General features: G+C 35.4%; 19 protein-coding genes and 1 tRNA gene. 6 read left to right on the top strand and 14 right to left on the bottom strand.

Translation table 11 applies throughout. The annotated features are described in order from the left end of the window. Positions 1–62 precede the first annotated feature (62 nt). From serS to rplU, 3 genes are all read right to left on the bottom strand, one after another. Complete coding sequence (gene serS, locus ALGA_RS06785; protein WP_096428610.1) at positions 63–1337, bottom strand: serine--tRNA ligase; 1275 nt, start codon at positions 1335–1337, stop codon at positions 63–65. A gap of 117 nt (positions 1338–1454) precedes the next feature. Continuing rightward, positions 1455–1718: a 50S ribosomal protein L27 gene (gene rpmA / locus ALGA_RS06780; protein ID WP_096428609.1), complete on the bottom strand. Its 264-nt coding sequence runs from the start codon at positions 1716–1718 to the stop codon at positions 1455–1457. Between the two features lie 19 nt (positions 1719–1737). Further along, positions 1738–2049, bottom strand: coding sequence for a 50S ribosomal protein L21 (rplU, locus tag ALGA_RS06775; RefSeq protein WP_096433474.1), 312 nt, complete (start codon positions 2047–2049; stop codon positions 1738–1740). A gap of 475 nt (positions 2050–2524) precedes the next feature. Here rplU and ALGA_RS06770 point away from each other — a divergent pair, with 475 nt between their 5' ends. After that, on the top strand, positions 2525–3130 hold the full coding sequence (locus ALGA_RS06770) for a bifunctional nuclease domain-containing protein (RefSeq protein ID WP_096428608.1): 606 nt from the start codon (positions 2525–2527) through the stop codon (positions 3128–3130). An 80-nt stretch (positions 3131–3210) separates the two neighbouring features. Here ALGA_RS06770 and ALGA_RS06765 read toward each other — a convergent pair whose 3' ends face one another. After that, on the bottom strand, positions 3211–4467 hold the full coding sequence (locus ALGA_RS06765) for a nucleoside permease (RefSeq protein ID WP_096428607.1): 1257 nt from the start codon (positions 4465–4467) through the stop codon (positions 3211–3213). A gap of 296 nt (positions 4468–4763) precedes the next feature. On the opposite strand from ALGA_RS06765, the gene ALGA_RS06760 reads away from it, so the two are divergent. The 4 genes from ALGA_RS06760 to ALGA_RS06745 are packed head-to-tail and all read left to right on the top strand — an operon-like array spanning position 4764 to position 7909. Continuing rightward, on the top strand, positions 4764–5741 hold the full coding sequence (locus ALGA_RS06760) for a nucleoside recognition domain-containing protein (protein ID WP_096428606.1): 978 nt from the start codon (positions 4764–4766) through the stop codon (positions 5739–5741). Between the two features lie 16 nt (positions 5742–5757). Beyond that, positions 5758–6552, top strand: a complete 795-nt coding sequence (locus ALGA_RS06755) for a thymidylate synthase (protein ID WP_096428605.1) — start codon at positions 5758–5760, stop codon at positions 6550–6552. 11 nt (positions 6553–6563) lie between these two features. Next, positions 6564–7049, top strand: a complete 486-nt coding sequence (locus ALGA_RS06750; protein WP_096428604.1) for a dihydrofolate reductase — start codon at positions 6564–6566, stop codon at positions 7047–7049. 8 nt (positions 7050–7057) lie between these two features. Then, positions 7058–7909, top strand: a complete 852-nt coding sequence (locus tag ALGA_RS06745) for a hypothetical protein (protein WP_096428603.1) — start codon at positions 7058–7060, stop codon at positions 7907–7909. Positions 7910–7939: 30 nt separating this feature from the next. On the opposite strand, the gene clpX is transcribed toward ALGA_RS06745, so the two are convergent. The 8 genes from clpX to ALGA_RS06705 form a co-directional block, all read right to left on the bottom strand. Continuing rightward, positions 7940–9151, bottom strand: coding sequence for an ATP-dependent Clp protease ATP-binding subunit ClpX (gene clpX / locus ALGA_RS06740; RefSeq protein WP_096428602.1), 1212 nt, complete (start codon positions 9149–9151; stop codon positions 7940–7942). Positions 9152–9239: 88 nt separating this feature from the next. Continuing rightward, a complete protein-coding gene (clpP, locus tag ALGA_RS06735) occupies positions 9240–9914 on the bottom strand; it encodes an ATP-dependent Clp endopeptidase proteolytic subunit ClpP (RefSeq protein ID WP_096428601.1) in 675 nt (224 codons plus the stop codon). A gap of 146 nt (positions 9915–10060) precedes the next feature. Then, entirely contained in the window at positions 10061–11410 is a 1350-nt protein-coding gene (tig, locus tag ALGA_RS06730) for a trigger factor (RefSeq protein WP_096428600.1), read from the bottom strand. A gap of 108 nt (positions 11411–11518) precedes the next feature. After that, a tRNA-Leu gene (locus tag ALGA_RS06725) sits at positions 11519–11600 on the bottom strand. Between the two features lie 140 nt (positions 11601–11740). Next, positions 11741–12475 carry an LPS export ABC transporter ATP-binding protein gene (gene lptB, locus ALGA_RS06720; RefSeq protein WP_096428599.1) on the bottom strand — a complete coding sequence of 245 codons (735 nt, stop codon included), beginning with the start codon at positions 12473–12475 and terminating at the stop codon, positions 11741–11743. Positions 12476–12582: 107 nt separating this feature from the next. Next, positions 12583–15099 carry a DUF5686 and carboxypeptidase-like regulatory domain-containing protein gene (locus ALGA_RS06715; RefSeq protein ID WP_096428598.1) on the bottom strand — a complete coding sequence of 839 codons (2517 nt, stop codon included), beginning with the start codon at positions 15097–15099 and terminating at the stop codon, positions 12583–12585. Between the two features lie 78 nt (positions 15100–15177). Then, complete coding sequence (gene tatC / locus ALGA_RS06710) at positions 15178–16008, bottom strand: twin-arginine translocase subunit TatC (RefSeq protein WP_197705719.1); 831 nt, start codon at positions 16006–16008, stop codon at positions 15178–15180. Positions 16009–16034: 26 nt separating this feature from the next. Next, a complete protein-coding gene (locus ALGA_RS06705) occupies positions 16035–17003 on the bottom strand; it encodes a KpsF/GutQ family sugar-phosphate isomerase (protein ID WP_096428597.1) in 969 nt (322 codons plus the stop codon). A gap of 265 nt (positions 17004–17268) precedes the next feature. Here ALGA_RS06705 and recQ point away from each other — a divergent pair, with 265 nt between their 5' ends. Next, positions 17269–19446: a DNA helicase RecQ gene (gene recQ / locus ALGA_RS06700; RefSeq protein WP_096428596.1), complete on the top strand. Its 2178-nt coding sequence runs from the start codon at positions 17269–17271 to the stop codon at positions 19444–19446. Positions 19447–19494: 48 nt separating this feature from the next. On the opposite strand, the gene ALGA_RS06695 is transcribed toward recQ, so the two are convergent. Beyond that, positions 19495–20676 (bottom strand): hypothetical protein, encoded by a 1182-nt coding sequence (locus tag ALGA_RS06695; protein WP_096428595.1) that lies wholly within the window; start codon positions 20674–20676, stop codon positions 19495–19497. 1 nt (position 20677) lies between these two features. Next, the gene (locus ALGA_RS06690; RefSeq protein ID WP_096428594.1) at positions 20678–21697 is read right to left on the bottom strand and encodes a lysylphosphatidylglycerol synthase transmembrane domain-containing protein; all 1020 of its coding nucleotides are present in this window, start codon (positions 21695–21697) and stop codon (positions 20678–20680) included. Positions 21698–21716 lie beyond the last annotated feature (19 nt).

Below are 21716 nucleotides of genomic sequence, written 5' to 3'. Positions count from 1 at the left end.
TCAAAAATATAAAAAAAGCCCGGTTGTTTAGAACCAGGCCATCAATATTAAGTAAATATCTTTTAGTCGATTAGCTCGAAGCCTGTGTAAGGAACTAAAGCTTTCGGAATTCTAATTCCTTCAGGAGTCTGATTGTTTTCCAATAAAGCAGCAACAATTCTAGGCAATGCCAATGCACTTCCATTCAAAGTATGCGCTAATTCAGGTTTTTTCATGTCCTTACCTTTGTATCTTAATTTTAAACGATTCGATTGGTAGGCCTCAAAATTAGAAACCGAACTTACTTCCAGCCATTTGTCTTGAGCTGCAGAAAATACTTCGAAATCGAAGGTAAGTGCCGCAGTAAAACTAGTGTCACCACCACATAAGCGAAGCAAGCGGTAAGGAAGTTCCAATTTCTTAATAAGACCTTCTACATGAGCTACCATTCCTTCAAGAGCCTCGTATGATTTCTCAGGATGTTGTAGCTGAACAATTTCAACTTTATCGAATTGATGTAAACGATTCAATCCACGCACATCTTTTCCGTATGATCCGGCTTCTCTTCTGAAACAAGCAGAGTAAGCAGTATTTTTTACAGGGAAATCTTCTTCTTTCAAAATAACATCGCGGTAAATGTTCGTTACCGGAACTTCAGCGGTAGGAATTAAATACAGATTATCTTCAGTTACATGATACATCTGACCTTCTTTGTCAGGCAATTGTCCTGTTCCGTATGCCGAAGCTTCATTAACAACCAAAGGCGGAATAACTTCTTCGTATCCAGCTTTGCGGTTTTCATCCAAAAAGAAATTGATTAAAGCTCTCTGGAGAATTGCACCTTTCCCTCTGTACAAAGGAAAACCAGCTCCAGTAATTTTATTGCCTAACTCAAAATCTATAATATTATATTTTTTTGCTAATTCCCAGTGTGGAATTGCTTGGTCGTGAAGCTTTGGAATAGTTCCACAAGTTTTTTCAATAACGTTTTCTTCTTCACCTTTACCTGCAGGAACAGATGGGTGTGGAATGTTCGGAATTTGAAGTAGTAATTCGGTTAATTGCTGAACTGTACTGTTTTGAATTGCAGTTAATTCGGCAATAGAATCTTTCAGTTCGCCTGTTTTTTCTTTAGCAGCATTTGCCTCATCAGCTTTCCCACTTTTAAAAAGCATTCCGATTTCTTTCGATAAACCGTTCATCTCAGCCAAATTAGCATCTAATTTTACTTGGCTTGCTTTTCTTTTTTCGTCAAGAACAATAATGTTTCCGATGATTTCTGTTGCATCGAAATTCTTTATTTTTAAGGCCTTAATGGCTTCATCCTTGTTTTCCTGTATGTATTTGAGGCTTAGCATCCGTATCTTTTATAAATAATTATATCTGTCTAAAACTTTCCGGCTACAAAAATAAAAAAATCTCCTGTCTTTATACGAAATAAAGCAGGAGATTGTAATATTTTAAGGCTAAATAATTTATTCAGCTACTAAAGGTGCAATAGAAACATAAGATCTATCATCTCTTTTCTTTTTGAAAACTACAGTTCCAGGAATAAGTGCAAAAAGAGTATGATCTTTACCCATACCTACATTTTCTCCAGGATTATGTCTTGTACCTCTTTGACGAATAAGGATACTTCCAGCTTTAGCAAATTGCCCACCGTAAATCTTAACTCCTAATCGCTTACTTTCTGACTCTCTACCGTTTCTAGAACTACCGGCTCCTTTTTTATGTGCCATTTTATTATATTTTTAAGGATTAAGCTACAATTTCTTCAATTTGAATCTGTGTAAGGTCCTGACGGTGTCCGTTCAGTTTTCGGTATCCTTTTCTTCTTTTCTTCTTGAATACCAATACCTTATCACCTCTTAGGTGAGATAACACTTTTGCCGTTACCTTAGCTCCTTCAACTGTTGGAGCTCCAACTACGATTTCACCATCGTTATCCACTAAAAGTACTTTAGGGAATTCAACTTGTCCGCCTTCTTCTGCAGATAGTCTGTGAACGAAAATCTTTTGGTCTTTTTCAACTTTGAATTGCTGACCAGCGATTTCTACAATTACGTACATTATTTCTAATTTTACGGTTTGTTCCAGGGGGTGGGCCATTTTAATCTTTAAATTTACCTCTTGGTGAACCCCCGAAGAATTTTATTTCGGAATGCAAAAATAAAAAAGATTAATCTATAAACAAAGTTTTCTTCCTATAAATGAATCATTTCCCATCTTTTTTTTTAATTTTCAAATATGTTCTGCTCGATTTGATTGGAAAATTACTGAAGTGATAAAGTTTCCATCCTTACGCTTGGATTTCTTTGGCTATAATATGTATCTTCATAGGAAAGATCAGAATGACAACAATTAGTATTGTTGAAAATGAATTAAAATTAACAAATCGAGTGGTTTATTGAAGATTTTGTTTTCTAGGCTGAAGTAATTTTGTGGGTATTATCAATTTGGAGAATGGCTCAGTTTATTGTTGATTGTCTATTAAAAACAATTCTTATATTTGTTAGTTAATAGCTGAAAAAAAAGAGAAGTTTCTATGGGGAAGATAAAACTTAATGTTTTAGGATTGTCGTACAGTCAGACACAAACAGGAGCTTATGCTCTCGTCTTGTCTGAAGAGGGTGGAGATCGAAGGATTCCTATAATAATAGGTGGTGTAGAGGCCCAGTCGATTGCAATTCAATTGGAGGAGTTGGAACCTCCGCGACCATTAACCCATGATCTTTTTAAGAGTTTTGCTGAAGCATTTGCAGTGAATGTTGTAGAGGTAAATATTTACCGATTGGAGGAGGGCATTTTTTATTCTGAATTAATCTGTGAAAAGGGGCTGGATCGCATTCGGATTGATTCCCGAACATCAGATGCTGTTGCTATCGCATTACGTTTTAGATGTCCTATTTTTACAACCGAGGATATCATTGAAAAGGCAGGTATTGTACTAAGTCTTGAGAGAGACCATGAAGAACCTTTAAGCTCCGGTCAGCAAGAAGTGGAGAGTTCTGTGCCCGAAAAAAGAAATCAGTTTACAGATTATTCATTAACTCAACTTAAAGGCATGCTTGATGATGCAGTTCGTGATGAGGATTACGAACGGGCTTCGCTAATTCGTGATGAAATTGGTCGAAGAGAAGAATCCAGTTAATTTTATATCACAAAGTGATTTATAGATATAAAAAAATGGCAAGTTTCCACTTGCCATTTTTTGTGTTTTATAAATTTGATTTAATGATTAAAACCAGCCAATTCTTTCGGGTCATGTTTGTGCTTAAACAGGAATGCAAAGAATACTGTAATCACCAATGAATAGATCGCAAATGAATTCCAAATGTTCATCCATTCGAAGCCACCTTGGGAATCTGTGAAGAATGTTCCAATGATAATACCACTAAGCCAAGAACCTAGAATAGCACCAAAACCATTGGTCATCATCATAAATAATCCTTGAGCACTGGCTCGCATGCTTGAATCGCACTGGGTTTCAACAAATAATGAACCCGAAATATTGAAAAAATCGAATGCCATTCCGTAAACAATACACGAAAGAATAATCATCCATAGTCCACCTTCTGGATCACCATATGCGAACAGTGCAAATCGTAATACCCAAGCGATCATCGAAATAAGCATTACTTGCTTGATGCCAAATCGCTTAAGAAAGAATGGGATTGCTAGAATAAACAAGGTTTCTGATATCTGAGAAATCGACATAATTATGGTTGAATATCGAACTACAAATGAATCTGCATATTCCGGAATTCTCTCGAATTCAGAAAGGAAACGATCGCCATACATGTTTGTTAATTGCAAAGCTGCGCCCAAAAACATTGAAAAGACAAAGAACAATGCCATTTTGTAGTTCTTAAATAATTTGAAGGCATTTAAGCCAAGAGTTTCTGTAAGAGAACCGCTTTTCTGTCCTTGATTTTGTGGTTTGCATTGTGGCAGGGTAAATGCATAAATTGCTAACAATACAGAAACAAACGCGGCTATATAGAATTGATTTGCAGAAGCCTTGAATCCTGTTAAATTGACAATCCACATCGCAGCAATAAAACCGATTGTACCCCAAACACGAATAGGAGGGAATACCTTTATTACATCGTAATTGTTGTTTTTAAGAATGGTATACGAGATCGAATTCATTAAAGCAATTGTCGGCATATAACAAATCATGGCAACCAATATTACTGAAATGAAAATCGTTGGATCATCAACTTGAGGTAAGTAAGCTAGCGCACCAGCTCCTAATAAATGAAGAATACCATATAGTTTTTCAGCATTGATCCACCTATCAGCAATAATTCCTGTAAGAGTTGGCATGAAGAGTGACGCGATACCTAGGGTTGAAAATACTGCACCAAACTCTTCAGGAGACCAATGTTTTGTTCCAAACCAGTAATTTGCGATTGTTATCAACCAAGAACCCCAAATAAAGAATTGTAAAAAATTCAGTATGGTCAAACGATTTTTTATACCCATAACGATGTTTTAAAAAAATAGATTAGTGAATACTATGTTTTACTAGTTACTGGTTGTTTGAGTAGTATTAATTCGAAATTCATTCGATGATTTGATAATAAACATCAAAATCAGTGCGCTTGTAAATATCAAAGGCCTCAAAACTAACTAAAAAAATAGATTCTTAAAACATCGGCATTGTCTTTTTATGACAATTAAAAGTGATATAAAAACATTCTGCATAAAGAAGCTCCTGTTTTAATGAAGTGAAATTTGATTGAAAAAAGTATTTTTGCATTTCATTCAGTTCGATTAAAATGATAACGGGAAATTCTATAAAGACAAAAAATCAATCTGTCAAGTCAAAATTGATCGATGCAGTTCGAGAATCTATACCAAAAGCCTATTCTGCATCAAAATGGTTGTTGAGTATAATGATTCCTGTGTCATTTGGCGTTTTGTTACTGAACTATACTGGGATTCTGGGGCAAGTTTCGTCTTATTTGGCTCCATTATTCGAATATTTAGGACTTCCAGGTGAATCCGCATTTGTATTGTTGACGAGTATTTTCACCAATATTTATACGGCCATTGCCGTAATTACCAGCCTTGAATTGGAAGGCAGGGTAGTTACAATTTTGGCTGCGATGTGTTTGGTGGCTCATGGTTTTATAATTGAAACTGCAGTCTTGAAAAAAACAGGGTCTTCAATGCTTCGAATGATTTTGCTGCGATTAACAGGTAGTTTTGTACTTGGGCTCTTTTTAAATTGGGCTTTGCCTGCAGATTCATTTCAGGCTCAGGCAGGAGTCATTGTTCAACAAGAGAGTTTTGGTATCCTATTTATGGCTTGGCTGGGAGCTACGCTTTCTTTAAGTTTTAAAGTTGTGATATTAATAACCTTATTAATGATATTGCAACGAATTCTTGAAGTTTTTGGTGTTATCAAATGGTTATCCAAAATACTGGCTCCATTACAAACCATTATGGGATTGCCTGCTTCTACTTCATTTTCATGGATTGTTGCGAATACTTTAGGCTTGGCCTACGGATCAGCCATCATGATAGAACAGGTGGAAAATGGACAGATGAGCAAATCGGAAGCTGATTTATTAAATCATCATATCGCTGTATCGCATTCACAATTAGAAGATCCACTCTTATTTGCTGCCATTGGTGTGCCATTGGTGTGGCTGATAATACCTCGCTTACTATTAGGAATTATTGTGGTCTGGTTATATCGGCTTGAATTATTGATGAGGAAATCGTTAAATAGTTTTATCTTTAAAAATTAAAATTTGACAATTAGTTATGCAACAATATCTTCACTTATTAGAAAGAGTTCTCGAAGAAGGGAATAACAAAGAGGACAGAACAGGAACAGGAACAGTAAGCCTTTTTGGTCATCAAATGCGTTTTGATTTATCCAAAGGTTTTCCTCTGTTAACGACGAAGAAACTTCACCTAAAATCAATAATTCACGAATTATTGTGGTTTTTAGATGGTGATACCAACGTAAAATATCTTCAGGATAATGGCGTTCGAATCTGGAACGAGTGGGCTGATAAAAATGGAGAGTTGGGACATGTGTATGGATACCAGTGGAGATCCTGGCCAAAAAGCAATGGTGAATCATTGGATCAGATTAAGCAGGTTGTTCACGATATAAAAAATAATCCTAATTCGCGAAGATTAATTGTGAGTGCATGGAATGCCGGAGATATTGAAAATATGGCTTTGCCACCCTGTCATGCCTTGTTTCAGTTTTATGTAGCAAATGGTAAGCTTTCCTGTCAGTTGTATCAGCGAAGTGCTGATATTTTTCTTGGAGTACCATTTAATATCGCTTCCTATGCTATTTTAACAATGATGATGGCTCAGGTTTGTGATTTGGAACCGGGAGAATTTGTCCATACATTAGGTGATGCTCATATTTACATGAACCATATGGATCAGGTAAAATTACAATTGTCAAGAGTACCGAAAGAGCTTCCTGTGTTAAAGATAAATCCGGAAGTCACAAGTATATTCGATTTTAAATTTGAAGATTTTAGTTTGGAAAACTACGATCCACATCCTCATATTAAAGGAGCAATTTCCATTTAAAACTAAACATTATGAATGTATCAATTATTGTTGCCGTTTCCCGAAATCTGGTAATCGGAAAAGATAATCAATTAATATGGAAGCTTTCTGCCGATTTAAAAAGGTTTAAAGCCCTAACAACTGGCCATACTGTTATTATGGGAAGAAAAACTTTTGATTCCATTGGTAAGCCATTACCTAATCGAACATCAATCGTTGTTACCCGCCAAAAAGATTATGAAATAGAAGGATGCATTGTTGTTAATTCTTTGGAAGAGGCTTTTGAGAAAGCAGCAGATCAGGAGGAAGTTTTCGTTATTGGAGGAGGTGCAATTTACGAAGAGGCGCTAGCTAAGGCTAATAAAGTTTATTATACAAAGGTTCATAAGAATTTTGAAGGAGATACTTTTTTCCCAGTTCTTGATTTAAAAGAGTGGGAGTCTGTTAAAAGAGAGGATTGTTATCCTGATGAAAAAAATGAAGTGCCTTATTCATTTATCGAGTACAAAAGAAAATAACAATACATATGAGTCGTAGCATTTCAGGTCTTATACTTTTTATTTGCATTCTATTTACTGGGAATTCATGCTCTACAGGAGCAGATCCTGAAGGAGTTATTTTAGATGCATTTTATGTCCCAGCTGAGGTCGCATTGCAAATTACTAATATATTCAACGATTTAGCCATGGATGTGAATGGCATCGCCATGCATAATTTGGATTTTGAAGAGGATACGATCACTAAAAATGTAGCATCTTGTATTGAACCTGTGGTCTATCAAAACTCAACAACCTTATTACTGGATTCAATCGTATTGAATTATGGAACTACAAACTGTACTTCAAATGGTGCCAGTTTTAAAGGAAAAGTAATTGTTAGTCCGAAAGATGAAAATCTAAAATTATTTGATATTCAATTAAAAGAATTTTCTTCACAGGGATTTGATATAACAGGTACGATAGAGTTTCAGATTACAGGAGATACCGATGGTAATGATTTTTTGATTAGCATGGAAAATGCGGAATTTTTAATTGCAGGAACAGATGAAACGGTTTATACATTTTTAGTATCTACTATTAACAGTTCTTATACTTTTAGTAAGAATGAGGATGGCAGTTCTACTTATATAGATGATGTTTTTGAATTCACAACGAGTATTTCCGGAGAAACTCCTGATGGAGCTTTGTTTACTTTAGAAAGTGTTAGTGACTTAACGTACGCTTATTCTTGTAAGAATATCATTGGAGGTAGAGCTGATTTTACTCTAACTGATGTTGGAGATGGAGAAGTCAATTTTGGCGGAGGAGATCCGGATGAAGATTGTGATGCTCAGGTAATTCTTAGTACATCAGGAGCAGATGTTACAATAACACTATAAAGAAAAAAGCCGGATATTATCCGGCTTTTTCTATGCGACTTTTAAACGCTTGAGGTTTATTTTTTCAAGTTTCTCACTTGCGTATTTTCTGTTAATATCAATTTTCTTCTGATCGCTTGTTGGTAATTCAAACATGGCATCAATCATGATGGCTTCGCAAATGGATCTTAATCCACGGGCTCCAAGTTTAAATTCCAATGCTTTATCTACAACATATTCCAAGGCATCGTCTTCAAATGTCAATTCTATGTCGTCAATTTTAAATAGCTTGGTGTATTGTTTTAAAATTGCATTTTTTGGCTCTGTCAGAATGCTTCTCAATGCTTTTCTGTCCAAAGGTTCCAAGTAAGTAAGAACAGGTAAACGACCAATAATCTCAGGAATTAAACCAAAAGATTTTAAATCCTGTGGAGCGATGTATTGCAATAAGTTATCCTGATCAATTTGTTCTTTCTCTTTATTGGCATTGAATCCAACAATTTGAGTATTTAATCGTTGTGCAATTTTTCTTTGAATACCATCAAATGCACCACCACAAATAAATAGAACGTTTTTGGTATTTACCGGTATCATTTTCTGATCAGGATGTTTTCTTCCTCCTTGTGGTGGAACATTAACAACTGATCCTTCCAGTAGTTTAAGCAATCCTTGCTGAACACCTTCACCCGAAACTCGGGTAATAGAAGGATTGTCGCTTTTTCTGGCAATCTTATCTATTTCATCAATAAATACAATTCCTTTTTCAGCGGCAGCAACATCATAATCCGATGCCTGCAGTAGCCTTGTTAAGATCGATTCGATATCTTCACCAACATAACCAGCTTCGGTTAGCACCGTGGCATCCACAATTGTGAATGGCACATGAAGCATTTTGGCAATAGTTCTAGCCAATAAGGTTTTACCTGTTCCAGTTTCACCAACAAGAATAATATTTGATTTTTCAATCTCGATATCCTCATCATCTTTTTCCTGAAGTAATCTTTTGTAATGGTTATAAACAGCAACCGCAAGATATTTTTTCGCATCATCTTGTCCAATAACATATTGGTCAAGAAATGTCTTAATTTCTGTTGGTTTTAATAATTGAATCTCTTTTAGGTTGAGATCAGTACGATTCTTTAATTCCTCCTGTACAATAGCATAGGCTTGTTCGATACAGCTGTCGCAAATATGACCGCTGATTCCAGCAATTAGAAGATTCGTGTCTTTCTTTTCTCTCCCACAAAACGAGCATTTATCCATGATTCTTAATTTGTTATACTAAAAATGCAAAGTTAAGAATTTTACGCTTAACTCTGCATTTTGTGATTCTGATTTCTATTTGATTATCTTATTGCTCACGCATAAGTACTTCGTCAATCATTCCATACTCCTTTGCTTCCGCAGCTGTCATCCAATAATCACGATCTGAGTTTTGTTCAACTTTTTCGAAAGTATTTCCAGAATGATCAGCAATAATAGTGTACAGTTCTTTTTTTAATTTCATAATTTCACGAGCCGTAATTTCGATATCCGATGCTTGTCCTTGAGCACCACCCATTGGCTGGTGAATCATTACACGTGAATGTTTAAGTGCTGAACGTTTTCCTTTTGTTCCTGCAGTTAACAAAACTGCTCCCATTGATGCAGCCATTCCGGTGCAAATGGTCGCAATATCACACTTAATGTATTGCATTGTGTCGTATATCCCTAAACCTGCATGCACTGAACCTCCAGGAGTGTTAAAATAAATCTGGATATCCTTCGATGGATCAGTTGATTCTAAAAACAACAATTGTGCCATGATAATATTGGCTACATAATCATCAATCGGAATACCCAGGAAGATGATTCGGTCCATCATAAGACGAGAAAACACATCCATTGAGGCAACATTTAATTGTCTCTCCTCAATAATAGTAGGAGAGATGTAGCTGTTATGAATTGAAGTATATTTATCTAGATTTAGGCTGCTTATGCCCATGTGCTTTGTAGCAAATTTATTGAATTCATCTTTTGGTACCATAATGATATGATTTTAAATTTCGTAGACCTAAATTAGTTAAATTTTCTCCATTTGAAAAGAATGGCTTAACAAATTCTGAACTTTAAGACAAAAAGAAAACCACGTTTTTTTAAAGCGTGGTTTTAATGGTTTATTGAGTTGCCTACTTATTCAAACATTTTGTTGAATTCTTCAGTAGTAAGCTCTTTTTCTTCTAGTTTAATTTTTTCTTTTAAGAATTCAACTACTTTTTCATCAGCCTTACGCTCATAAATTTTTCTTTGCTCATCTTGATTTTGCATCATTTGTTGAGCGTAGTTGTTTAAGTACTCTTCAGGTACATCCATCATTCCGTATTGTTGGAATTGCATCAAGGCTTGTTTCTTAGCGAATTCTAAAACTTCTTCCTGACTAACTGATAAGTCATTCTCTTGAATCAATCTGTTTTTGATTAACTGCCATTTGAATTCATCAGAATAGTTTGCAAAATCAGTTTCAACTTGCTCAACAGTCATGTCTTTGTTTGTTGCAACAATCCAGCGCTTCAAGAATGCTTCAGGAAGTTCAATTTTTGCCTTTTTCACCAATTTAGCTTTGGCATCTATCAAGAATTTATAGTCGCTATCGTTAATCAATTGCTTTTCGATATCTTCTTTAATTTTATTCTTGAATTCTTCTTCAGAAGAAACAGTTCCTTCGCCAAATACTTTATCGAATAATTCTTGATTCAATTCAGCATTAATAAATTTGGTTATTTCTGTAATTGTAAATTGGAAATCAGCATCTATTGTTTCAGCTTCCTCTTTCGAGATGTTCAGCATAGAAGCGATATCAGATTTGTTTGTAAAAGCTTTCGCAGGATTGAAAACAACAACATCATCTTTCTTTGCTCCAACGAATTTTTTCTTAGAGTCTTCATCTTTCATGTACTCTAAAGACAACGCAACATTTTCGCTGACAATTCCTTCTTCAACTAACTTACCATCTGGGTCAACTTGAGCAAAGTTACCTTTTAAAAGTTCTTTGTCTTCAATTACATCAGCAGGATCGTTTGAACCGAAGCGACGAGCGTGCATGTCAACACCGTTGGCAATCATTTTCTCGTCAACTATAATTTTATAGAATTCGATTTTATCTTTTTTGCTTAGGTTAAGCGTATATTCAGGGCTTAGGGCAATGTCGAAAATGAATTCGAATTCAGTGTCTTTTTCCCAGTCGATTACTTTTTGATCAGCTTCGTTTGGAAGAGGCTCACCCATGATGTTTAATTCGCTTTCACGAATATATTTTGTTAGCTCTTCGCTAAGAATTTTGTTGATTTCTTCAGCTAAAACAGGAGTCCCATACATTTTCTTGATTACGCCCATAGGTACTTTACCTGCACGAAAACCATTTATATTTGCTTTTTTACGATAGTCCTTCAACAAATTGTTTACTCGGGTCTCATAATCTTCTTTAACGATCTGTAATTTGATTACAGCGTTTAAATCATCAATGTTGGTTTTTGTAATGTTCATTTTTCAGCTATTAGAGATAAAACCTTTTTAATTGAAAAAAAACCGCCTCACCATCGATACATGTATGTATCGTAAAGTACGGGCGGTTTAAGATTATTCTTTTTATTGTGCGGATGAAGGGACTCGAACCCCCACGCCTCTCGGCACTAGATCCTAAGTCTAGCGCGGCTACCAATTACGCCACATCCGCGGGTTAATTGCGGTGCAAATATATGGCTGTTTTTTATAATTTGCAATACCTTTTCAAAAATAAATGAAGTTTTTTTTAATAATAAATTATGGCTGATTTTTATTCTAATTTTTAAATTGTTCAATTGGTCTAACACTCAGCTATTTTACTGGTTTTCGAAGCTCAAAATTCTTGCCTAAATAAACTCTTCGCACGTCTTCATCAGCAGCAAGTTCTTGGGCAGTTCCCGATTTTAGAATATTACCTTCAAACAAAAGATAAGCTCTTTCGGTAATGGAAAGCGTTTCTTGTACGTTATGGTCGGTAATTAAAATGCCAATATTTTTATCTTTTAAATGGCGAACAATGTTTTGAATGTCTTCCACTGCAATTGGATCAACTCCAGCGAATGGTTCATCCAAAAGAATAAATTTAGGTTTGATCGACAAAGCTCTGGCAATTTCAGTTCGTCTTCTTTCGCCACCAGATAGTTGTATCCCAAGGCTTTTTCGGATTTTCTGTAAGCTAAATTCATTCAACATTTCTTCCAATCGTTCTTTTTGGTATTCTTTTGAGAAGTCAGACATTTCAAGAATAGCCTTGATATTATCTTCTACACTAAGTTTCCTGAAAACGGAGGCTTCCTGAGCCAGGTAGCCAACTCCTAATTGGGCTCTTTTGTAAACCGGCTCATGTGTAATTTCTCTATCATCTAAAAAGATTTTCCCTCCGTTTGGCTGAATCAATCCAACAATCATGTAAAATGAAGTCGTTTTTCCTGCACCGTTTGGTCCAAGTAAACCTACAATTTCACCTTGTCTAACTTCAACAGAAACACCTTTAACTACAGTTCGGGTTTTGTATCTTTTTATTAAATTTTCAGCTCTTAAAATCATCGTGATTCAATATGTTTAACGATCGGAATGATGCAAATATAGAAAAGATCTGTGAGAATTAAACTCTGCACAGAAGTTCACTATGGATGTGTAATTTGATCTGATTATTAAAAAGTAAATTGGAACATGGCTCGTATTCCGAAATTTTCAAAATCCTGATATGGATTATCCTCCAAATGGTTCAATCGCCACATGGCATCAATTCGAATAAATTTAAATATGTTTTCAATTCCTACACTTGCTTCAAAATATGGTTTACTCACATCTGATAGTCCATCAGGGAAAATCATTTTTGCTTGTGTGTTAGGCAAAGAACCATTGTTTTTGTCGCTTAAACTTCCAATTAATCCTTTCCCGGAAACAACGGTTCTCCAGTTTAATTTTCTGAATAATGGAATTCTATTAAGAATGAGCCCGTTAAAATGATGCTCAACAAATAAACTAACGTACTGATCGCTTGTGAATTCGTAATAGTTCATCATGTTAAATGCGTAAGGGTCGAAAGCATAGGTTTCATTTCCCTCGTGCAGATGAAGAAGAGGATATGGAACTTTGCCAAATAATTTTCCCGCACTAAGCAGAAAGTATAAATTACCCAAAGGAGGTAGTTCAACTGTGTGTTCGATGCTTAAATCTATTTTTTGATATTCATGATTAGAACCGAATACATTTTTCATGCCCATGGTAAGATAAAGGTTGAATATAGGGAATGGTCCACCCAGATGGACTCTTTCAAATTCACCCATTATTACCCTTTCGTTTCTTGTGAATCTTGTCCTTAGCTCAATTTCGGAAGATGTTATTCCTGAAACAGGTATGCCTTCGCTTACATCAGGAGCTTTAAATGGAACATATTCGGTTGGAGTAATATCACGATATCGAAATTTCAGAGTGTTGGAAAATCCTTGAGACCATTCTTTTTCGTAATGAGTTTCTAGTTGATTTACCATGGTCAACTTATTGTTTGGGTTTCGTTTTAAAAGAGAGGATAGAATATTCCCTTCGGTAAATGCATTTGGACTTTTTCCTAATTGTTGGATGTCATGCTTGTATTGCACTCCGAAAGTTTCTCTCGGTAGCTTATTAATCATGTAAAGAAAGCCCAATCCATATTTGAGCTTATTGTCTTTATCACCGTAAGCTAAATGCCCGTTAAACATTATCTTGGTGCTGAATTCGTTTGAAGTTCTTCCTCCAAACATGAATCTGTTTCCCTCAATTTCGTTAAAGCTATAAAGTTTGTAATAGGGCCCGTATTCAAATTTTCCTTTCACGTAATAGCCTGTGACAAATGTTTGGATGACATCAATTATATTTCTGTATAAGGGCACGTTTTGGATGGAGTCAACCATAGAGTATATGTTTGATTCCCGTTCTGATAATGTAAAGGGACGTGCGTTATCCCAATAGGTTTTAGATTGTGTGAGGGCCGTTTCTTCAACAATAACATTATTGTCAAGCTTAATAACTTCTTCTTTTAAAGGTTGGTTTAGTATTACATTTTTGTAAGAAATCGTTTTTCTTCCAAAAAAGCCCATTTGTTTGGTCGAATCTTTTTCGCTGATCATGAAATCAACAAAAAGGTTTTGTTTTTTTAAGAACCAGGTGCTATCGTTTAGCTTTTGATATTCGTTATTGCTAACCAAATCTTTTACCCAGTTTAAATTAACGTCTTTTGCAATACGCATTTGCATGTTCTGAATGGCAAAAGTCGTATCGGCCACCCAAAAATCGCCAACGAAAGTTGGTTCCTGTTTTCTTTTCGGCTTATATGACATATGATAGCACCAATTACCATCCCTGTATGCACTGTCGGTTAGGTAGTACTTGTAATATCGAAGGCCTCCATCTGCAATAGGACTTACAAAACCCATATTGAAAAGATCAATAAAATTGTCGTAAATATTCACGTTTTGATGAAGTTTTCCTGTAAACTGTGCCAAGCTTGCATTGTCTTTTATCCCCGACATTTGGGAGGCTTTTATTACTTCCCTTTCCATTTTTGGCTTTTTCTGAAAATAGTAATCAGAAAGGGATTCTGTGATGAAAACAGGAAGGTAAGCTTTTCCGGTTATCACCGAAGTGTCCATGTAGTTAAAGACGAATTGAAATGGACGCATGATTTTTTTATTTTTAAAATCATCTTTGATGTTGTTCAAATCCATTTCCATTTTTGTGTAAGATTCATATTGGTACGAATCAAAACGAGATGGATTGTTGTCCTCCTTTTTAGCGATAATTTTTCGAAGAAGGATGTGAGCTGGATTTTCACCAGGAGTAACAATAATTTCTTCCAAGTCAAAAGCTTCAGGTTTTAATTCCACATTTAAGGTTTGAAAGCTTTCTTTTTGAATGATAAATGCTTGCTCCTTATATCCAACAAAAGAGATGTGTAGTGAATCTGATGGAGTCCTGGTTTCTAAAAAATACTGACCATCAAAATCTGATGTTGTTCCTATTGTGGTTCCTTTAAAGGCAATATTTACAAATGGCAGGGGTTCTTTCGTTTCCGAATCAGTTATCCTGCCTCTTATCTTGGTAACTTGTGCCAAGCTAGAGTAACCAAAACCTGAAAACACAAGAATGGCAAGCAATAAATATCCCTTTTTTAAATTCGGTATCATAAGTATACAATCGTGATAGCTCGGATTAATTGATCAGAACTTGAGCTGAGTGATAATAAAAATAAACTGCGTAATTGTTTACTCCAAATTAGCCAGTTGGTTTTTTTGAACTCGCTTTGAGATTTTAATTCCAATTTCGTAAAGCAACAGCAGTGGTAGACAAACCAATACCTGACTGAAAATATCAGGTGGGGTGATTATTGCAGAAAGAATAAGAATTAAAACCACTGAATGTTTCCTGTGTTTTTTTAAAAACTCAGGGGAAACCAATCCTATTTTGCTTAAAAAGAAAATAAGAACTGGTAGCTCAAAAATGACTCCTCCTGCCAAAACAATTGAAGTGATAGATGAAATGTAGGATGTTAGGTTAATTTGATTCAAAACCTGATCGCTTACACTGTAAGATCCCAAGAAATGAACGGATAGTGGGGTTATTATATAGTAGCCAAATAGAATTCCAAGTGCAAACAAAAATGAGGTGTAAAAAATTGATCCTCTTGCGTGTTTCTTTTCGTTATCGTACAATGCTGGTTTTAAAAAACTCCAGAATTCATAAAAGATATATGGGAAGCTGGCAATTATTCCAATTACTAATGAAACACTAATGTGTGTTGCAAATTGCCCGGCCATGTTAATATTTATAATCTGAAATGGATGTCTGTTAATTTTCAGAGACTCAACTCCTGTGTATTCAGATAAGATGAAAAACATTTTATTGGTGAAGAATTCGGGGTTTTTAGGTGCCAGAATTAGAACATTGAAAATAAAATCATAAAAGATAAAAGCACCTATAGCAAAAACCATTACAGCAATAACGGATCGCATTAAATGCCATCTTAGTTCTTCTAAATGTTCCAGAAAACTCATTTGGTTTTCTTCTTTCGTTGCTTCTTTATCTGAATCTGACATAGTTATAATTTTCTAATTTTGCCAAGTTAGACAATTCCTTCTTTTAAGATGTCATGTAGATGAATCATACCCACATATTTTTTGTTTTGAATAACAGCAAGCTGAGTGATGTTGTTGTCTTCCATTAGATGAAATGCATTAATGGCAAGTGAGTCAGGATCGATTGTCTTTGGCTTTAAAGACATAATGTCACGAGCAATTAATTTACTCACATCCTCATTTTGTTCCAGCATTCTACGAAGGTCACCATCTGTGATTATTCCAACAAGTTCATCATCTTTATTTACTACAGCAGTAGCTCCCATTCTTTTAGAAGATATTTCAAGAATGATTGGACGAATACTTTCTTCTTCGGATACTTTTGGAGGGAGCTCCTTTCCGTAAAGGTCATTTACTCTTAAATATAGTTTTTTGCCAAGTGCTCCACCCGGGTGATATTTCGCAAAATCCTGACTGGTAAATTGTCTGCATTCTAATAATGAAACAGCCAAAGCATCGCCAAGGACTAATTGTGCAGTTGTTGAATTTGTTGGTGCCAGATTATTTGGGTCGGCTTCTTTTTCAACAACAGCTTTCAAAACATAGTCGGCTTCTTTTGCAAGGAAAGAATCCAATCCCGACACCATTGCAATTAGGGTATTCCCCATGTTTTTGATGAGTGGTACTAAAACTTTGATTTCAGGAGTGCTTCCGCTTTTTGATATGCAGATGATGATGTCATCTGGTAGAATCATCCCTAAATCCCCATGAATAGCATCAGCAGCATGCATGAATAAAGCAGGTGTGCCTGTTGAGTTTAATGTTGCTACTATTTTATTTGCAATGTTTGCACTCTTGCCAATCCCTGTAATTATAACTCTTCCTTTGCTTTTTAGGATTAGTTCAACGGCATTAACGAAATCTCCATCAATATAGTTTTTTAGCTGACCAATGGTTTTTTCCTCTTCAGAAATCGTATTTATTGCAATTTGTTTAATATCGTATGTAGGCTTCAAATCTTGTGTTTTTTATTGAATGAGCAAAGCTAGTTAAACTCAGATAAATGAATCTGTACTATTCAGTTAAAATCTGTTAAATGCTGATTTCGTTTTGAAATGTACAAGTGTTTAACTAAATTTAAAGTACAAAAGTATAGAAATTTGTAATACGGGAATGAATGGTGATGTGAAAATTGCCATTTAAAAATTTTTAGGTTGTTAGGTAAAATGTTAATTTAGCAAACCGCATATATTTTTGGGGAAAAGCATATCAATTAAAGACATGGGAAAGAACTTTGAATTATCAACTAATTTAAAGAAGTATTTTGGATTCGAGAATTTTAAGGGAAATCAAGAACCAGTAATTCAAAATATTTTAAGTGGTAACGACACGTTTGTGTTAATGCCCACAGGTGGAGGAAAGTCGTTGTGTTATCAATTGCCTTCACTAATGCTGGGGGGTACAGCAATTGTAATATCCCCATTGATCGCTCTGATGAAGAATCAGGTAGATGCAATGAGGAATTTTTGTGAGGATGATGGTGTAGCTCATTTTTTGAATTCGTCTCTGTCCAAATCAGCTACTTTAAAAGTGAAAGAAGATGTTCTGGAAGGTACAACTAAACTTTTATATGTAGCTCCGGAATCGTTAACAAAGGAAAGTAATATAGAGTTTCTAAAACAGGTTAAAATTTCGTTTTATGCTGTTGATGAGGCTCATTGTATTTCTGAGTGGGGGCATGATTTTAGACCTGAGTATAGGAAGATTCGTTCAATTGTTAATGAAATTGGAGCGGGCCCGATAATTGCGCTTACAGCTACGGCAACTCCTAAGGTACAGCACGATATCCAAAAGAATTTAGGAATGTTGGATGCATTGGTTTTTAAATCATCATTTAACCGTCCAAACTTATACTACGAGGTACGTCCGAAAGTAAATGCCACAAGGGATATTATAAAGTTTATTCGCGGAAATGCTGGTAAATCAGGAATTATATACTGTTTAAGTCGTAAAAAGGTTGAGGAATTAACCGAGACTTTGCAGGTGAATGGGATAAAAGCAGTCGGTTATCATGCAGGAATGGATTCTTCGACTCGTTCTGGAAATCAGGATAAGTTTTTGATGGAGGATGTGGATGTTGTGGTTGCTACGATTGCTTTTGGAATGGGGATTGATAAGCCTGATGTACGATTTGTAATTCATTACGATATACCAAAGAGTTTGGAGGGATATTACCAAGAAACAGGAAGAGCTGGTCGTGATGGTGGCGAAGGAAGATGTCTGACTTTTTATAGTTACAAGGATATTCAGAAGCTTGAAAAGTTTATGCAAGGCAAGCCTGTTGCAGAGCAAGAAATAGGACGACAACTTTTGTTAGAAACTGTTTCGTTCGCAGAATCGGCAATTTGTCGTCGAACAATTTTACTTCAATACTTTGGCGAAAAGGTTGAGGATGGGAATTGTGGCTGTTGTGATAATTGCCTGCATCCAAAGAAAGAATTTCAGGGAGAAGAATTTGTTATCAAAGCTTTGAAATTAGTAAAACTCGTTAAAGAACGTTTTAAGATCGATCATTTGGTTAATGTACTTACCGGTGAATCGAACTCCTCAATTAAATCATATAAACATGATGAATTGGAAATGTATGGTTGTGGTAGTGACCGTGATCAACATTTTTGGAATATGGTTTATCGTAGGGCGTTGGTTCATTCTTTAATTGAAAAGGATATTGAGCAGTATGGTGTGATCAAACTTAAACCGCAAGGATATGAGTTTCTCGAAAATCCTGTGCCGTTTATGCTTACTGATGATCATGATTTTGATCTGGTAGATATGGAGGCAACGAAAGCCGCCGGCACTGCAGTTGTTGATACGGCTTTATTATCCATGTTAAAAGATTTAAGAAGACAGGTAGCTAAGAAAAAAGAAGTCCCTCCATATGTTGTATTTCAAGATCCATCATTGGAGGAAATGGCAATTCATTATCCTGTTGATATTGAGGAATTGTCTCATGTTCAAGGGGTAGGTGCTGGTAAAGCAAAGCGATTTGGAAAGGAGTTTGTAAGCCTTATAAGTAACCATGTTGAGGAGAATGGTATAGAAAGACCGCAAGATATGGTGGTTCGTTCGGTAGTTGATAAATCAAAATTCAAGGTTTATATTATTCAAAGTGTTGACCGTAAAATGGATTTAGAGGATATCGCTGAAGCCAAAGGAATGGAGTTTCCTGATTTGCTTAGAGAGATGGAGGCTATTGTATATTCCGGAACTAAATTGAGTCTGAATTATTATGTGGATGAGAAGATTGATGAAGACCGACAGGAAGAAATATTAGAATATTTTGATGAAGCTGAGACGGATAGTATAGAGGAAGCTCTTGAAGAATTAGGAGAAGAGGATTATTCGGAAGGCGATGTTCGTTTAATGCGAATAGTATATCATTCAGAAAATGGATTGTAACACATTCTGTAAAAATATTGAAATGGCTACTCAAATTGAGTAGCCATTTTATTTTATTATTACCGAGCGTTTAAATTCTTTGGTTTCATCAAATAATATTCGGTAAGTGTAATGAGTTTTGTAAATTTTAGCACCAGTATATTCCATTAAATGACTCATTCTTGGGTTGAAATCACCAATCCAATTCAATTCTAAATGTAGAAATGGAAATTTGGAGTCAAATCCTGATCTGGAGAATTCGTAAATCATTGCGGCTTCGATGCCACGCTTTTGAAATTCAGGAACCACCCCAAATATTAAGCCAATAGCATTCTTGTTTTTTTGTATGTGCTTATAGTAAAGGAATCGGACTTTTGCGTAAAGATTCATTTTACCATTTAGATGTTGAAGAAGCTCATTTAGGTCTGGAACCATTATCCAGAATCCGATAGGCTCTTCTTTGTAATAGGCAAACCACATTAGCTTTTCGTGCATAATTGGTTTTAAAGCTTCAAATAGGTCTTTGGCTTGATGTTCTGAAATGCCTTCAATGCCTGGTATTTCTTTTATCCAGGCTTTATTATAGATGTGTACAAAATCCTTTATCAGTTTGTCTGACTTGTTATTATCGAAATGAACTACTTGGTAATCAATATTGTTGAGAAGTCTGGTAGCTTTCCATTTTATGATTTCACTTAAGCTTTCGAGTTCGAATTTCGCACGATAAGTATATTGTTTAAAGTAAACTTGAAATCCGTAGGATTCGAAAAAGTTCTGATAGTATTCAAGGTGGTAAGGCATGCAATAAACAGGCTTGTGATCTCCATCAACATGAAGTCCCCACCATTGATGTCTTTCGCCAAAATTAATTGGTCCATCCATGGCTTCTATTTGCCTTTCTATTAACCAGTTTTTGCAAATATCGAATAGTGCGAAGGCAACATCTTTATTGTCGATGCATTCAAAAAAACCCAAGCCTCCTGTTGGTTGCTCATGTGTGCCTTTTGTCTTGTGGTCGATAAAAGCAGCAACCCTGCCAATGGTTTTCTTATTTCGATCCTGAAGAATCCAGCGAGTACATTCTCCGTGAGTAAACATTTTGTTTCTTTCCGGATCAAAGACTTTTTCAATGTCTGAATCCAGCGGACGAACCCAGTTTTTTTTGTTCCGGTAAAGTCTTACCGGAAGTTCAATAAATTCTTTTATTGAATGAGGGTCGCTAACTTCAATTATTGTAAATTCAATACTCATCTCAAATTTTAGACTTTATTAGTTTTTTTTGCTTTCTGTTCGCTATTGGTAAGGCAATTACCGATAATGAACCAAGAATAATGATCATGGCTGTTTGAGCGCCATGTACAACAAGAGCAAAGCTTTTCGACATGGTTTCAATATTGGCAACTCCGGGAAGGTAAACTAAAAGAGTCCCAATAACCATAAAGTGCCATGCGCCAATTCCACCTTGTACGGGTGCAATCATTCCGAAACTTCCCATTACCAAAACGGTTAATCCGGCAATAGCGGGAAGGTGAGATGTGAAGCCAAAACTAAAGAAACAGATATATGTCATCAAATAGTACATGATCCAAATGAAGATGGTGTGAAAAACAAAATACCATTTGTTATCAAGTTCTTTGATGGCACGAAAACCGGCCATGAAATTGGAAAAGGTTAGGTCTAATTTTTTAAATAAGTTTGTGTTTTTGAATTTTTTTCGAAGAATCCAGATTATCAAAGATATTGCTCCTATAACATACAATGTGGTCGCTGAAGCAAATACGTTGGATAGTTTTGAGCTAACTTCCGGATTGTTAGAGAAGAAATGTGATATCACAGAAAACTGTGTTGATAATGCAATTAATAGAAAGATGAATAGCATGATTATATCCAGTACTCTTTCTAGAACCACAGTTCCAACTAATTTCGAAAAAGAAATGTTTTCATACTTACTAACTAACCCGCATCTCGAAATTTCCCCCATTCTTGGAAGTGCAAGATTGGCAAAATAACCAACCATAACAGCTAAGAAAGTATTTATAGTTCGTGGTTTTTTCCCTAAAGATTCGATTAGCATATTCCATCGTATGGTTCTGCTAATGTGGCTTAAAAGTCCGAAAAATAAGGAAAGAAGAATCCAATAGTAATTAACCTCATTTTTTAAGGTAAAAAGAAGTTCGTTTATATTTTGTCCGCGATATACGTACCAGAATAAAAAGGAACTAATCGAAAAAAAGACTAGGAATTTTATGATATTTATGATGTTTTTCTTCAATTTTAATGGTTTTAGAGTA

The sequence above is a fragment of the Labilibaculum antarcticum genome (genome assembly GCF_002356295.1).
Classification (GTDB): domain Bacteria; phylum Bacteroidota; class Bacteroidia; order Bacteroidales; family Marinifilaceae; genus Labilibaculum; species Labilibaculum antarcticum.
Note: the sequence above shows the minus strand (reverse complement) of the source record. Positions and strands in the feature narration are given on the sequence as shown.

Bases quoted from the DNA above. Each gene is read 5' to 3' on its own strand.
- ALGA_RS06715 (WP_096428598.1), bottom strand. From the start codon at position 15,099: ATGATACCGAATTTAAAAAAGGGATATTTATTGCTTGCCATTCTTGTG.
- ALGA_RS06695 (WP_096428595.1), bottom strand. From the start codon at position 20,676: ATGAGTATTGAATTTACAATAATTGAAGTTAGCGACCCTCATTCAATA.
- rpmA (WP_096428609.1), bottom strand. From the start codon at position 1,718: ATGGCACATAAAAAAGGAGCCGGTAGTTCTAGAAACGGTAGAGAGTCA.
- lptB (WP_096428599.1), bottom strand. From the start codon at position 12,475: ATGATTTTAAGAGCTGAAAATTTAATAAAAAGATACAAAACCCGAACT.
- serS (WP_096428610.1), bottom strand. From the start codon at position 1,337: ATGCTAAGCCTCAAATACATACAGGAAAACAAGGATGAAGCCATTAAG.
- tig (WP_096428600.1), bottom strand. From the start codon at position 11,410: ATGAACATTACAAAAACCAACATTGATGATTTAAACGCTGTAATCAAA.
- clpX (WP_096428602.1), bottom strand. From the start codon at position 9,151: ATGGATAAATGCTCGTTTTGTGGGAGAGAAAAGAAAGACACGAATCTT.
- ALGA_RS06750 (WP_096428604.1), top strand. From the start codon at position 6,564: ATGAATGTATCAATTATTGTTGCCGTTTCCCGAAATCTGGTAATCGGA.
- tatC (WP_197705719.1), bottom strand. From the start codon at position 16,008: ATGTCAGATTCAGATAAAGAAGCAACGAAAGAAGAAAACCAAATGAGT.
- recQ (WP_096428596.1), top strand. From the start codon at position 17,269: ATGGGAAAGAACTTTGAATTATCAACTAATTTAAAGAAGTATTTTGGA.
- ALGA_RS06760 (WP_096428606.1), top strand. From the start codon at position 4,764: ATGATAACGGGAAATTCTATAAAGACAAAAAATCAATCTGTCAAGTCA.
- ALGA_RS06765 (WP_096428607.1), bottom strand. From the start codon at position 4,467: ATGGGTATAAAAAATCGTTTGACCATACTGAATTTTTTACAATTCTTT.
- ALGA_RS06770 (WP_096428608.1), top strand. From the start codon at position 2,525: ATGGGGAAGATAAAACTTAATGTTTTAGGATTGTCGTACAGTCAGACA.
- ALGA_RS06755 (WP_096428605.1), top strand. From the start codon at position 5,758: ATGCAACAATATCTTCACTTATTAGAAAGAGTTCTCGAAGAAGGGAAT.
- clpP (WP_096428601.1), bottom strand. From the start codon at position 9,914: ATGGTACCAAAAGATGAATTCAATAAATTTGCTACAAAGCACATGGGC.
- ALGA_RS06745 (WP_096428603.1), top strand. From the start codon at position 7,058: ATGAGTCGTAGCATTTCAGGTCTTATACTTTTTATTTGCATTCTATTT.
- rplU (WP_096433474.1), bottom strand. From the start codon at position 2,049: ATGTACGTAATTGTAGAAATCGCTGGTCAGCAATTCAAAGTTGAAAAA.